10 protein-coding genes are annotated in these 13,690 nt (G+C 65.8%); 5 read left to right on the top strand and 5 right to left on the bottom strand.

Going from position 1 to position 13,690, the window contains the following annotated elements:
- Nucleotides 1-111: 111 nt before the first annotated feature.
- The 3 genes from A3M7_RS0134805 to A3M7_RS0134815 all read right to left on the bottom strand — a co-directional run bounded on the left by A3M7_RS0134805 (nucleotide 112) and on the right by A3M7_RS0134815 (nucleotide 5,090).
- A complete protein-coding gene (locus tag A3M7_RS0134805) occupies nucleotides 112-1,464 on the bottom strand; it encodes an MFS transporter (protein ID WP_027548052.1) in 1,353 nt (450 codons plus the stop codon).
- A gap of 489 nt (nucleotides 1,465-1,953) precedes the next feature.
- Nucleotides 1,954-3,906, bottom strand: coding sequence for a hypothetical protein (locus A3M7_RS0134810; protein ID WP_027548053.1), 1,953 nt, complete (start codon nucleotides 3,904-3,906; stop codon nucleotides 1,954-1,956).
- A gap of 101 nt (nucleotides 3,907-4,007) precedes the next feature.
- The gene (locus A3M7_RS0134815) at nucleotides 4,008-5,090 is read right to left on the bottom strand and encodes a YbhN family protein (protein WP_027548054.1); all 1,083 of its coding nucleotides are present in this window, start codon (nucleotides 5,088-5,090) and stop codon (nucleotides 4,008-4,010) included.
- Nucleotides 5,091-5,518: 428 nt separating this feature from the next.
- Here A3M7_RS0134815 and A3M7_RS0134820 point away from each other — a divergent pair, with 428 nt between their 5' ends.
- From A3M7_RS0134820 to A3M7_RS0134830, 3 genes are all read left to right on the top strand, one after another.
- A complete protein-coding gene (locus A3M7_RS0134820; protein ID WP_027548055.1) occupies nucleotides 5,519-6,025 on the top strand; it encodes a ferritin-like domain-containing protein in 507 nt (168 codons plus the stop codon).
- 278 nt (nucleotides 6,026-6,303) lie between these two features.
- Nucleotides 6,304-7,713 carry an MFS transporter gene (locus A3M7_RS0134825; RefSeq protein ID WP_027548056.1) on the top strand — a complete coding sequence of 470 codons (1,410 nt, stop codon included), beginning with the start codon at nucleotides 6,304-6,306 and terminating at the stop codon, nucleotides 7,711-7,713.
- Nucleotides 7,714-7,827: 114 nt separating this feature from the next.
- On the top strand, nucleotides 7,828-10,227 hold the full coding sequence (locus A3M7_RS0134830; protein ID WP_027548057.1) for an EAL domain-containing protein: 2,400 nt from the start codon (nucleotides 7,828-7,830) through the stop codon (nucleotides 10,225-10,227).
- Nucleotides 10,228-10,232: 5 nt separating this feature from the next.
- Here the strand turns inward: A3M7_RS0134830 and A3M7_RS0134835 are convergent, their stop codons facing one another.
- On the bottom strand, nucleotides 10,233-10,667 hold the full coding sequence (locus A3M7_RS0134835; RefSeq protein WP_027548058.1) for a hypothetical protein: 435 nt from the start codon (nucleotides 10,665-10,667) through the stop codon (nucleotides 10,233-10,235).
- A 79-nt stretch (nucleotides 10,668-10,746) separates the two neighbouring features.
- On the opposite strand from A3M7_RS0134835, the gene A3M7_RS0134840 reads away from it, so the two are divergent.
- Nucleotides 10,747-11,334 (top strand): hypothetical protein, encoded by a 588-nt coding sequence (locus A3M7_RS0134840; protein WP_027548059.1) that lies wholly within the window; start codon nucleotides 10,747-10,749, stop codon nucleotides 11,332-11,334.
- Between the two features lie 8 nt (nucleotides 11,335-11,342).
- Here the strand turns inward: A3M7_RS0134840 and A3M7_RS0134845 are convergent, their stop codons facing one another.
- Complete coding sequence (locus tag A3M7_RS0134845) at nucleotides 11,343-12,686, bottom strand: PLP-dependent aminotransferase family protein (RefSeq protein WP_027548060.1); 1,344 nt, start codon at nucleotides 12,684-12,686, stop codon at nucleotides 11,343-11,345.
- Nucleotides 12,687-12,871: 185 nt separating this feature from the next.
- On the opposite strand from A3M7_RS0134845, the gene A3M7_RS0134850 reads away from it, so the two are divergent.
- The gene (locus tag A3M7_RS0134850; protein ID WP_027548061.1) at nucleotides 12,872-13,108 is read left to right on the top strand and encodes a DUF1127 domain-containing protein; all 237 of its coding nucleotides are present in this window, start codon (nucleotides 12,872-12,874) and stop codon (nucleotides 13,106-13,108) included.
- Nucleotides 13,109-13,690 lie beyond the last annotated feature (582 nt).

The raw sequence follows: 13,690 nt of genomic DNA on the forward strand, positions 1-13,690 counted from the left end.
TAGATGAATAAGGCGTTTCCCCGGCACTTCTAGCATCGATCATCCCCAAAACAAAGACGGCGGCTTTTTGGGCCGCCGTTGAGTTGCCTGGTCAAGCTCCCGTGGGAGCCCTCAGGAGGAACGTTTGAGCACCACCCGCTCGATCTTGCCCACCACGACGAGATAGGCGAACGCGGCGACCAGCGCGTTGGCGCCGACGAACAGCAGTGCACCGTTGAAGGAGCCGGTCGCGGCCAGGATGTAGCCGATCACGATCGGGGTGGTGATCGAGGAGAGGTTGCCGAAGGTGTTGAACAGGCCGCCGGAGACGCCGCCGGCTTCCTTCGGCGATGTGTCGGAGACGACGGCCCAGCCGAGCGCGCCGATGCCCTTGCCGAAGAAGGCGAGCGCCATGAAGCCGACCACCAGCGCCTGTCCGTCGACATAGTTGCAGGCGATGATCGACATCGACAGCAGCATGCCGCCGACGATCGGAATCTTGCGCGCCATGGTCAGCGACCCCGTGCTGCGCAGGATCGCGTCCGAGATGATGCCGCCGAGCACGCCGCCGATGAAGCCGCACAGTGCGGGCAGCGTCGCGACGAAGCCGGCTTGCAGGATCGACAGCCCGCGCTCCTTGACGAGGTACACCGGGAACCAGGTCAGGAAGAAATAGGTCAGCGTGTTGATGCAGTACTGGCCGAGATAGACGCCGAGCATCATGCGGTTGGAGAGCAACTGGCGGATATGGTCCCAACCGGAGCCGGCCTCCGGCACGCGCTCTTGCTTCAGATCGTCTCTGGGCGCGTCGAGATCGACCAGCGCGCCGCCTTCCTTGATGTAATCGAACTCGGCCTCGTTGATCCCGGGATGCTCCTTCGGGCCATAGATGGTCTTGATCCAGACGAGGCCCATGACGATGCCGAGGGCGCCCATCACGAAGAACACGAAGCGCCAGCCGTAAGCGTGTGCGATCCAGCCCATCAGCGGCGCGAAGATCACGGTGGCGAAATACTGTCCCGAGTTGAAGAAGGCGGACGCGGTGCCGCGCTCATTGCCGGGAAACCAGGCCGCGACGATGCGGGCATTGGCGGGGAAGGAGGGCGCTTCCGCGATGCCGACTAGGAAGCGCAGGCCGAACAGCACGACGATCGCGGTGCCGGCACTGAAGAAGCCGACCCAGCCCTGCATCATCGTGAACAGCGACCAGACGATGATGCTGAAGGCATAGACGAGGCGCGAGCCGTAGCGGTCGAGCAGCCAGCCGCCCGGCACCTGCGCGATGACATAGGACCAGCCGAACGCCGAGAAGATGTAGCCCATCGCGACGGGATCGAGATGCAGCTCCTTGGAGAGCGCGGGGCCTGCGATCGAGAGCGTGGCGCGGTCCGCGTAATTGACTGTCGTGACCAGGAACAACATGGTCACGATGAACAGCCTGACGCGAGACCTCCTCGCGTCCGCTGCGGACACCACTGCGCTCATCACGCCTCCTTAGAACTCGAAATGTTTCCTCACCACGACTCCTAGAGGCGCGCGCGGCAAAGTGTCCAAGTTGAAGGGAGTATCGATTGATGCCGATTTTGGATTGATGGAACGGCAGGTGGGAGGGAACGATTGTGAGCTGACGAGCATGCGTAGGCAAGATGGCGCCACGCACTCAACTGTCATTCCCCGCGAAGGCGGGGAATCCAGTACGCCGCGGCGTCTCGATTCAATCACAGCCGTTACGGAGTACTGGATCGCCCGCCTTCGCGGGCGATGACACCGAGAGTGTTGAGAGTGCGAACCCCAAGCTTGTCATTGCGAGCGCAGCGAAGCAATCCAGCATCTTTCCGCGGAGGGAGTCTGGATTGCTTCGCTGCGCTCGCAAGACGGTGTGGCGAAAAGCGCGTAGCCCGCATGAGCGTAGCGATATGCGGGGACAGTGGTCCCGGATGTCGCTGCGCTCATCCGGGCTACGACGTCCGTGCGCTACCGCTGCGCGCCCGGCAACAACGGCGCCAGGAGTCCGCGCGTCACGCCCGGCGGCACGGCATCGAGGCCGAGCACGGAGCTCGCTGCGGGAAGCGCCGCATCCGCCATTGCGGCGTGGCCTTCGGCGCTTGGATGCACGGCGCCGCCATAGACGGCGGAGAGCACGCCCCAGGTGGCGTCGTGGATGTCGGTCGGCTGGCTCGCGGCCGGCAGGCCTTGCGGATAGGTCATCGCCGCGAAGTAGCTGTCGTTGGCGTCGCGGATCCAGCGGGCGCGCGGCAGATAGGCGCGATACTCCGAGGCGCCGCGGCCGCACAGCATCGGCTGGCTCGCCGCCGTCACGATGTCCGGATTGAAGCTCTGGCCGTTCTCGGCAAAGCAGGTGCGGTCGAATTCGGGATCGTTGCCGGAATGGGCGCAGAAGCCGTGATCTCCGAACGCTGCCTGATGCGCGTCGACGAAGGTCATGCGGTCGGCTTCGGGATCGCGGCACAGCGCGCCGCGGGTGCAGGTGGCGAGCCCCTTCAGCTGCGGCAGGAATTCGGTGTCGACGAAGGTCGAGACGCGGGCGAGGCGCTGCGGGTCGGCGTTGAAGGACGGATGAATGTCGAAGCCGGCGCGGCCGCCGCGGCAGGGCACGCCGCCGTCGGCGAGCGCCGGATTGGCGTAAGAGACATAGACCACATGCGAGAGGTCGCCGCCGACGAGCGGCTTCAGCGCCTCCCGCAGCTTGACGAAGTTCTGCGGCAGCTCGCGCGCCAGCGCATCGCGGGACTCGTCGACGCTCGCCATCACGCCGGAGCGGCGGAACAGCGCGCGCTCGGTCGCGGTGTCGACGATGACGTCGGCGACGAGACCGGAGAAGTAGACATCATTGGCACCGACCGAGAGCAGCACGAGGTCGAGCGTGCGGTCCGGCTGGCGTTTCTTCGCCGCGGTGAGCGCCTCTCGCAGCTCGGCGACCTGCGCGTTCACGCTGGTCTGGCAACTGCCGTTCTTGCTGGGCGCGCATTCGCGGGCGCGCTGCGAGCCGAGCAGCCCGTCGCCGATGCTGGCGCCGGTGCAGGCGAGCGGCAGAAAGGTCACCGCGATGTGGGTGTAGCGCACCGCGAGCGCCAGCGCGGTGCGGGCCTGGTAGCTGTAGAGCGAGCGGTGGCAGGGGGAGTTGAACCAGAGCGCGCCGTAGCGCTGCCAGTTGGCGAGCGTATCCGGCGCCTCGCAGGCGCGTCCGCCTTTGTAGCTGGCGCGGCTCGGCCGGTAGTATTGCCCGCCGGCGGTGCCGAGATAGGAGCGGAAGCAGAAACCTTCGTCCGACAGCGCCAGCGGCCGGTCGGGATTGCCTTCACCCGAGGCAATGCTGTCGCCGAGGCCGGCGACGAAGATGTCGCGGACCTGGATCTCGGCCTGAACGCGCTGGGTCGGATCGGAGCCGGAGGAGACGTCGACGCTCGCGACCGTCTGCTTGCCGTAGCGGACGCGCAGGTTGACCGGTTCGGCGCAGTCGAAGGTCTGTTGTCGCGGCCCGTCGCCGTCGTCGAACGACCAGGCGCAGGTGGCGCCGACCGGCACCGCGCCGACGAGGCGCACGGTGACGGGGTGGTCGACCGGGGTGATGTAGTCTTCCTTGGTGTTGTCGCGGGTGCAGGGCTGATTGACCCGGCCCTGGAGGTCGATGCAGAGCCGGTTGACCATGTTGCGGGCCCAGCCGCGGCCCTCGCTCTGGAGCTCCAGCGACTGCTCGGCGGCGAGGATGCTGCGGTTGCGCGCGTTCTCCACATGAAGCAGGAAGTCGCGCTCCTCGCGGAACAGGCGGAAGCGGCTGCGCACCTCCCAGGAAATCTGCATGGCGCCGGCGTCCTGCGCGGCTGCGCGCTCGGGCGGCAAAGCAGTCAAAATCCCCGCAAGCAGCAGGGCGCCTGCGAAGAAGGTGCGAAGAGATGATCGGATCATGGCCCGCGTGTTCAACGGCAAAGTTGAGGCGGAAATAAGAGAGGATTGCTCCCCCGCCCGCAACCTTTGTCTGACGATCTTGCGCGCCGCCGTCCAGCGCCTCAGCGCTTGCTGGCCTGCCGAAGCGACCGTTCGCGCTCCATCGCCGCCACCTGCTTGGGCAGGTTGCCCTGGGCGCAGGCCTCCGCCAGCCGCCGTCGCTCCTGCCAGGGCTCGACCACGTTCATCCAGAGCTCGCGTGCGCCCATGATGGAGATGGCGAGGCCGAACGGGATCACGAAATAGAGCAGGCGGAACACCAGCAGCGTCGCCAGAAGCTGCTCGCGGCCGAATTCCGGCAGCGCCACCAGCATGGCGGCGTCGAATACGCCGATCGAGCCGGGGGCATGGCTGGCAAAGCCGAGCAGCGTCGCCAGGATGAACACGACGGCGAGCGACAGGAAGTCGATCGGCGGATTGGCCGGCATCAAGAGGTACATCGCCGTGGCGCAGAAGCCGAGATCGACCACGCCGATCAGGATCTGCACCAGCGTCAGCGGTGCCGAGGGCAACACCACCTTCCAGCCCTTCTGGCCGAGCTCGCGGCGCTTCTCGCCCATGCACAGCCAGACCAGATAGGCGCCGATCGAGGCGAGGCCGCCGAGCGCGATCAGCCGATTGATCGGCGACGGGAGCTGATCCATGTAGGAGGCGGCATCGGGATGGATGGCCATGCCGATCGAGAGCACGAAGATGTTACCGAGCCAGAAGGTCAGGCCCGACAGGAAGCAGATTTTCGCAACGTCGATCGCGTTCAGCCCATAATCCGAATAGATCCGGAAACGGATCGCGCCGCCCGTGAACACCGTGGCGCCGATGTTGTGGCCGATCGAATAGGACGTGAAGCTGGAGAGCGCTGCAATGCGATAGGGCACGTGCTTCTTGCCGATCGTTCGCAGTGCAAAAAAGTCGTAGAAGGTCAGCGTACAGAACGCGAAGAAGACGCAGATCGCCGCCAGCCCGATATTCCCGCGGGGAATCTCGGTCAATGCAGTCAGGATGACGCCGGTGTCGATACCCTTGAGGGTCCGCACCAGTGTGGTGATTGCGAAGGCAATGATGAAGACGCTCGCGGCAATTCCGAGCCGTCGCCAGCCAATCCATCTCTTGAAGCCGCGCTTCAACGCGGGCAGCAGTCCGTGCATTCATCCTCCCGGCTGGGGGCAAGACCGACAAGGCCAGGTATTGGCCAGTCGGGCGCGATGGTTGCCAAAGGCAGGCGTCGATCGCTAGGCATGATCCAGATCATTTAAGGCAAAAACGGTGACTTGTGCAGCCCTTGACAAGGATAGGTTCTGTGCCGGACCGGCGACTTTTGTCATATGTGGTTCACATCGGACGCGCGTTAAGCATATGAGTCGTCAGATCGGCCCGGCGCGCGCGTTCGTTTGTTGGCATGGTTTCATATCGTGCCGTCCACTGCATTGTTCCAGCGCAAGCGATGCCGGCCTTTTAGGAACGTCGATGCCGCGTGCCCGTTAGCGCCCCATCAGCAATCGAACATGGCGGAAATATGCGGCTATTCGTGCAAGCCGGTGCCTCCGTGTTCCCGAAACCCAAGAGGATCGGAACGATGGGACTGTTCACAAAAGACATCAAAACCATGAACGACCTGTTCGTGCACCAGCTCCAGGACATCTACTATGCCGAGCAGCAACTCACTAAGGCGCTGCCGAAAATGGCCGACAAGGCCACCGACCCGCAGCTGAAACAGGGCTTTTTGACGCACCTCGAGGAAACCAAGCAGCACGTCAAGCGGCTCGAGGAAGTGTTCAGGATGCACGGCGCGCAGGTGAAGGCGGTCGACTGCCCGGCGATCGACGGTATCATCGAGGAGGCCGACGAGACCGCCGGCGAAGTCGCCGACAAGGCGGTGCTCGACGCAGCGCTGATCAATGCGGCGCAGGCCGCCGAGCATTACGAGATCGTGCGTTACGGCAGCCTGATCGCCTGGGCCAAGCAGCTCGGCCGGACCGATTGCGCCGCCGTGCTCGCCAAGACGCTCGAGGAAGAGAAGGCGACCGACAAGAAGCTCACGACGCTTGCCGAGAGCAAGGTGAATTTGCGCGCGGCAAGCTGATGACGGTTTAGCCGACGACCGCCGCGCGGTGGTCCGCGCGGCGCGCTGTTTCTCGCTTCATCTGCTGTCATGCCCCGCGAAGGCGGGGCATCCAGTACTCCGCAGCGGGACTTCGTTTGCACAATTTCCGCCGCGGAGTACTGGATCGCCCGCCTGCGCGGGCGATGACACCGAATGTGGAGTCAGTGTATCGCTCAACATTCATCCTTCGTCCATTGTCGAAGCATGACGGCGGATCGGCGGCCTATATTTCGCATGGGGCTGCATCGGAGGGCAGCATGCGAGCAAGCATCATCAAATACGAAGCCTTCGACGACGGAGCCGGCGCGCCACGCGCCTCGTCGCGTCCTGCAACCGCGCTGACGCTGGCCGCGATGAGCCTCGGTTATGGCGTGGTGCAGCTCGACGTCACCATCGTCAACACAGCGCTCGATGCGATGGGCAGGACGCTCGGCGGCGGTATTGCCGAACTGCAATGGGTCGTCAGCGCCTATACCATTGCCTTTGCCGCCTTCATCCTGACGGCCGGCGCACTCGGCGATCGGATCGGCGCCAAGCGCGTCTTCATGGCCGGGTTCGCCATCTTCACCGCGGCCTCGCTCGCCTGTGCGTTGTCGCCCAATGCAATCGTGCTGATCGCGGCACGACTGGTCCAGGGCCTGGCGGCGGCGATCCTGGTGCCGAATTCGCTGGCGTTGCTCAATCATGCCTATGCGGACGACCGCGCGCGCGGCCGCGCCGTCGCGATCTGGGCCGCCGGAGCCAGCCTTGCGCTCACCGCGGGCCCCTTCGTCGGCGGCGCGCTGATCACGCTGGTCGGCTGGCGCGCGATCTTTCTCGTCAACCTTCCGATCGGTCTCATGGGCCTTTGGCTGAGTTGGCGTCATGCAACGGAGACCACGCGCGCGCCATCGCGTGAGATCGATCTGCCCGGCCAGCTTGCGGCAATCGGCGCGCTGGGGGCGCTCGCCGGCGCGATCATCGAGGGCGGCGCGCTTGGCTGGGATGATCCGGCCGTGCTCGCGGCCTTCGCTTCAGCCCTTGTCCTTGCCGTGCTGTTCGTCCGGCGCGAGAGCCGCGCGGCGCAGCCGATGCTGCCCCTGTCCCTGTTCGGTCACCGGCTGTTCACCTTGACTGCGCTCGTCGGCCTGCTCGTGAACATCGCGATCTACGGCCTGATCTTCGTGCTCAGCCTGTACTTCCAGAGGATCAACGGGCTGTCAGCATGGTGGACCGGAATAGCCTTCGTGCCGATGATGGCCGCGGTGCTCCCGGTCAATCTGCTGGCGCCGCGCATCGCCGAGCGCATCGGTCCGTGCCCGACCATCGTCATCGGCGCCTGCGTCTCGGCGCTCGGCTGTCTCGGCCTGCTGTGGATCGAGGCTGACACGAGCTATTGGATGATCTGCGCGCAGATTGTCGCGATCAGCGGCGGACTTGGGCTGCTGGTGCCGCCGCTGACCTCGACCCTGCTGGGCAGCGTGGAGAAGGCGCGCTCCGGCATCGCGGCGGGCGTCCTCAACGCGACGCGGCAGACCGGCAGCGTGCTCGGCGTTGCACTGTTCGGCTCGCTGGTGGCCTCGGAAGGTGCGTTCATGGCCGGCTTGCACGCATCGCTGGTCGTATCGGCCACAGTCCTGCTGCTCGCTGCCGCCGTGATCGGGATCGGCGCGCCGCCGCGAGGATGAACAATATGAGCAAAGGAGCACATGTTCCGTTCACCATCTCCGGAACGAGGACATAGCCGGTTACCGACTGTCCACCTCTGCCGGTTCTAAGTGCAGGTCCGATAGGGGCCGGCAATGTATCAAGTTCTCTACTGTCTTACGGACCAGCATGATTGGCGTCTGGTCGCGCTCGGCGGGGCGGTGTGCCTGCTCGCGAGCGCGGCGGCGATCAGCCTGTTCTACCGCGCGCGGGCGGCGAGCGGGGGTGCTCGCGTCTCGTGGATCGCGCTCGACGCCATCGTCGCCGGCTGCGGCATCTGGGCAACCCATTTCATCGCAATGCAGGCTTACGGGCCGGGCGCCGGAGGCGCCTACAACATTCCCGTGACCGTCCTGTCGCTGATCTTCGCGATCGCGGTCACTTTCGTCGGGCTGAGCATCTCGGTGTCGGCGACGCGGGCGATCCCGGTCGCGCTCGGTGGTGCCGTCGTTGGTGGCGGCGTTGCCGCAATGCATTACACCGGCATGATGGCGCTCGAGATTCCTGCGCGCATCGGCTGGGAGACCGCCACCGTGACGGTCTCGATCATTCTTGGCGTTATCTTTGGATCGCTTGCGCTGGTCGTCGCGGGGCGGCGCGACAGCCTGGCGAATGCGCTCGGCGCGACGGTGCTGCTGACCGTTGCCATCGTCTCGCATCATTTCACCGCCATGGGCGCCGTGGAGCTGACGCCGGATCCTGCGATCGTCATCAGCGGCCTGTCGATTCCGCCGGCCTCATTGTCAATCCTCACCGCCAGCGCTGCAGTTGCGATCATCGCGATCGCGCTCGCAGCAGCTGTGCTCGACCGCCGTGCCAAGGGCGAGCTGGGACGCCAGCAGGTCGTGCTCGATACCGCGCTCGAGAATATGTCGCAGGGGCTGTGCATGTTCGACGCGGACGGCAAGATCATGCTGTTCAACGAGCGCTACGCGGCGATGCTTCGTCGCACCGATATCGCGCTCGCCGGCCGCCTGCTGGTCGACGTGCTGCGGGAAGAGCAGGCCAAGGGCCAGTGGCAAGGCGACGCGGAGGAATTCTTCTCGCGCCTCGTGGCCGACGCGCGCGAGGGCCGCACGACCAGCCAGATCGTCAACCGGTTCGGCCGCTCCATCCGGGTCGTCAACCAGCCGATGCAGGGCGGCGGCTGGGTCGCGACTTTCGAGGACATTACCGAATGGCTGGAGGCGCAGGCGAAGATCTCGCACATGGCGCGTCATGACGCGCTGACCGGTCTGCCGAACCGCGTGCTGTTCCACGAGCAGCTCGAGCAGGGGCTGCGCCGGGCGGGTTCGGGCGACCAGCTCGCGGTGCTCTGTCTCGATCTCGACCACTTCAAGGATATCAACGACTCGCTCGGCCATCCCATCGGCGATGCGCTGCTCAAGGAGGTCGGCCGCAGGCTGAGGGCGACCGTCGGCGAAAGCGACACGGTGGCGCGGCTTGGCGGCGACGAATTCTCCGTGGTCCAGATCGGACGGTCGGAGGAGGCTGCTGCGAGGTCCCTTGCCGGCCGCCTCGTCGAGGCGATCTCGGCGCCTTACGAGATCGACGGCCATCAGATCGTCATCGGTGTCTCGATCGGCATCTCGCTGTCGCCGCAGGACGGCAGCGATCCGGACGAGCTTTTGAAGAACGCCGACCTCGCGCTGTACCGCGCCAAGGCTGATGGCCGCGGCACCTACCGTTTCTTCGAGACCGGGATGGATGCGCGCGCGCAGGCGCGGCGTCTGTTGGAGATGGATTTGCGCGCGGCGCTGCAACGCGAGGAATTCCAGCCGTACTATCAGCCGATCCGCGACGTCGCCAGTGGTCGCGTCGTCGCCTTCGAGGCGTTGCTACGCTGGAACCATCCGCAGCGCGGCCTGATCGCTCCCATCAACTTCATTCCGCTGGCCGAGGAGACTGGACTCATTGTCCAGCTCGGCGAATTCATGCTGCGCTCCGCCTGCGCCGACGCGGCCACCTGGCCGGACGATATCGATGTCGCGGTCAACCTGTCGCCGGTGCAGTTCAAGAACCCGAACCTGATCGCATCCGTGACCGAGGCGCTGATCGCCTCGGGACTGGCTGCGCGCCGGCTCGAACTCGAGATCACCGAATCGGTGCTGCTCCAGAATAGCGAGGCGACGCTGACCACCCTGCACGAGCTGCGCGCCATGGGCGTGCGCATCTCGCTCGACGATTTCGGTACCGGCTATTCGTCGCTGAGCTATTTGCGCAGCTTTCCGTTCGACAAGATCAAGATCGACCGCTCCTTCGTGTCGGAGCTCGCGACGCGCGAGGATTCCATGGCGATCATCCGCGCCGTGACCGGGCTCGGCCGCAGCCTCGGCATCGTGACCACCGCGGAAGGCGTCGAGAACGACGTGCAGCTCGAGCTGCTCAGGCGCGAGGGCTGTACCCAGGCGCAGGGCTACCTGTTCAGCAAGCCGCGGCCTGCCTCCGATGTGGCGTTGATGCTGGAGCGCCCGCGGCTGCGCGCGTCGGCGTAGAAAGGTCAGCCGCGGCGCAGGGCGAAATGCGCGCCGCAGAATGCCATCACGGCGCCAAGGCACAGCGCGGCGAGCCCGGCGAGCACACCCGAAACCGTCGGGACCGGGCTCGGGGCCGCGGCCACCTGGCCGGCGCCCGCGAGCAGGAGCACGCCGACCGCGATCAGGAATTGCCGCATCCGTTGCGGGATCTGGCCGTCCGCGGCGCTCTGCATCAATGTCGCCGTGAAATAGCCGCCGGAAAAGCCGACCGTGGCGATGAGCCACCAGGCGATCGCAGCGCCGGCCGGAATGAACTCATGCGTGTCGGAGCGCCAGAGGCCGCCGAGGTCGAGCCCGTAGCGCGCGCCCAGCATGTGCACCGCGAGCGCGAGCAGCACGCCGCAGATCACGGCTGCACCGAGAATCAGGCGGCGCGGAAAAAAGGTCGTCTCAGCCATGCCCCGCTTGTAGGATGGGCGAGGGCGACCGCGCAAGCGGGTCGCAGGCGGGATTGCGCGGACGGGGTCGATTGTCGAGATGCAGGTTTCGGACACGCAAGGCGCCCCAGGTGCGAGCTATGCCTACAAGGCGTCGCTGATCGGCTCGGCGCATCGTTTCGAGCTGACCGATGCCGGGCTGTCCTGGCACATCGGCGGCCGTTCCGGCCTGTGGCGCTACGACGAGATCGGCGCTGTCAGGCTGTCGTTCCGCCCGGTGTCGATGCAGCAGCATCGCTTTCGCGCCGATGTCAGCCACAGCGGTGGCGGCCGCATCGCGATCCTGTCGACGAGCTGGCAGACCGCGGCGCTGATGGCGCCGCAGGACAATGGCTTTCGCGATTTCATCATCGAGCTCCATGCGCGGATGGCGAAAGCAGGCAGCCGCGCGGTGCTGACCGCGGGCCTCGGCCGCAACACCTATGCCGCGGTGCTGGCGTTCATGGCGGTGCTGACGGTGGCGATGACCGGGCTCCTGGTCCGCGCGCTCATGATCGGCGCGTTCGCCGGCGCGCTGTTCATCCTCGGCTTTGCCGCGCTGTTCGCCTGGCAGGTCGGCGGCTTCGTGCGCCGCAACCAGCCGCAGAGCTACAGCTTCGATCGCGTGCCGAGGGCCTTGCTGCCTTAGGCGGGACGCTACTCCGTCGAGTCAAAGTCCTCTTCCTTGGTGCCGAGCAGCGAGACGAGCGTGCGCAGGCCTGAATCGAGCTGCTCGAACGTGGGCGGGGCGAGCGCGAGCCGCACCGCATTCGGCGCGTGACCATGCGCGATTGCAAAAGTCGACGAGGGCGTCAGCGCGATGCCGCGCCTGGCGGCTGCGGCAACGAAGGTCTGCGAGCGCCAGTGTGGCGGCAGCGTGAGCCAGAGATGATAGGAGCGCGGGTCGGCGGCGAACTGGTAGCCGGCCAGCAGCCTTGCCGCGGTCTGCTGGCGGCGCGCGGCGTCGATACGCTTCAGGCGCGTTAGCTCGGCGACGGTGCCGTCGGCCATCAGCCGCTGCCCCGATGCGAGCGCATGGCCGGAGGCGATCCAGCCGCCGGTGCGGACCGCGCTCATCACGCTCTCGCGCAGATGCGGCGGGGTGACGAGGATGCCGAGCGCAAGGCCGGGCGCGACCTTCTTGGACAGGCTGTCGATCACGATGCAGCGGTCCGGCCCGAGTGCGGCCAGCGGCGTGTCGTCGGCGAGGAAGCCGTAGACGGCGTCCTCGATGATGGTGAGATCGAGCTTCTCGGCGACGCGCATGATGTCGGCCCGCCGCGTCGCGTTCATGGTGACGCCGAGCGGGTTCTGGATGATGGGCTGGAGATACAGCGCCGACAGATGCGCCTCGCGATGCGCCTTCTGGATCGCGTCGGGCCGCGCGCCGTGCTCGTCCATCGGAATCGGGACCAGCGTCACGCCGAGCCGCGCCGCGATGCTCTTGACGTATGGATAGGTCAGCGCCTCGACGCCGCAGCGGCCGCCGGTGGGGACGAGCGCGGCGAGTGCGGCCGCGAGCGATTGCTTGCCGTTGGCGGTGAAGACGATCTGCTCGGCCTGCGGCGCAAAATCCTTGCGCGCGAGATAGGCGACGGCCGCATTGCGCGCGCTCTTGGTGCCGGTGCTGGTCGAGACGCGCAGCGCGGATTCCAGCGCGTCGACGCGCTCGAGCCCCGCAAGACTCTTGGCGATCATGGCCCATTGCTGCGGCAGCAGCGGATAATTGACCTCGAAGTCGATCCGCGCGTCGCGCGGCTCGCTCAGCGCCTCGACCTCGCGCCTGATGTCGCCGGAGATGAAGGTGCCGCGGCCGACCTCGCCGACCACAAGGCCGCGGCGGAGCAACTCCGTATAAACCCGGCTCGCGGTCGAGACCGCAATGCCGCGGTCATAGGCAAAATTGCGCTGCGGCGGCAGCCGGTCGCCGGGCCTTAACGTGCCGTTAGAGATATCCGAGGCAATGGCATCGGCAAGCTTCACGTACTCGAACTTGGACATTATTGCACCGAGAGCAATGTTTTCCTTGCTCCGAGTAATGTACTGGAGCATTTAAGTTCCATCAAGGTCCGCGTTTGAGCCGAGGAGAGCGAGAGCAATCCGATGGCAAATGAGGTGCAGGCGCTCCCAGCGTCTGCGCCAACGGCATCCGTTTCGCCGCGTGGACAGAAGTCCGGAGAAGAAAAATGACCACGATCTCGCAAACTGCCGGGCGGAGTTTACGCCCATCCTCGTCGAGCGGATTTTTCCGTGCGCTCGCCGGCGCCACCCAGGCGCTGTTCGACCGCCTGGAGCGCCGCTCCGCCGTCAAGACGCTGAACGAACTCGACGACCGCGCCCTGCGCGACATCGGGATCAACCGCAGCCAGATCGAGGACGCGGTCTACGGCCAGTTCAAAGCCGAGCTGTCGCGGTATCTGTAACGTGTTTTGACGTCCGCCGCGCCCGGTCGATCTGGGCGCGGTGACCTCGCGATGGACGCACAATATCTCCGCATCGTCATTGCGAGCGCAGCGAAGCAATCCAGAGTCGCGCCGCGGCGACCATGTCCATTCCGTCATCCTGAGGTGCGAGATTTGCGATGCGAAGGCATCGCAAGTCGAGCCTCGAAGGATGAACGGCCGACATGCAGCCGGGCCGTCGCCCTTCGAGGCTCTCCACGCGACGCGGGGGCGTCGCATGGTTCGCACTTCAGGGTGACGGTCTTGGATAGTGCTTGCGGCAGCATTCGGTATTCGGTTTCTGAGCGACAGACACACCTTCACATCCTCGCGGCTCATCTCGCCCGAGCTTTGCTTTGTCGCCTCACCCTCGGATGAAAGAGGGCGCAGGGAAGGCCGGGAGCCGGTTGGCTCCCATTGACCGCCATGCGAGAAGCGGATTGCGCTACGATGCACAGCGGGGAAACAGGGCAACCGGAGCATCCCGGCCTTCCCTGCGCGGATGGTTGGAACGGCTTATGTCGTGCTCTCCCCGGGGAGCGATGCACTATTGCCCCCGTCGCC

It is taken from the genome of Bradyrhizobium sp. WSM2254 (genome assembly GCF_000472645.1).
GTDB classification, from domain to species: domain Bacteria; phylum Pseudomonadota; class Alphaproteobacteria; order Rhizobiales; family Xanthobacteraceae; genus Bradyrhizobium; species Bradyrhizobium niftali.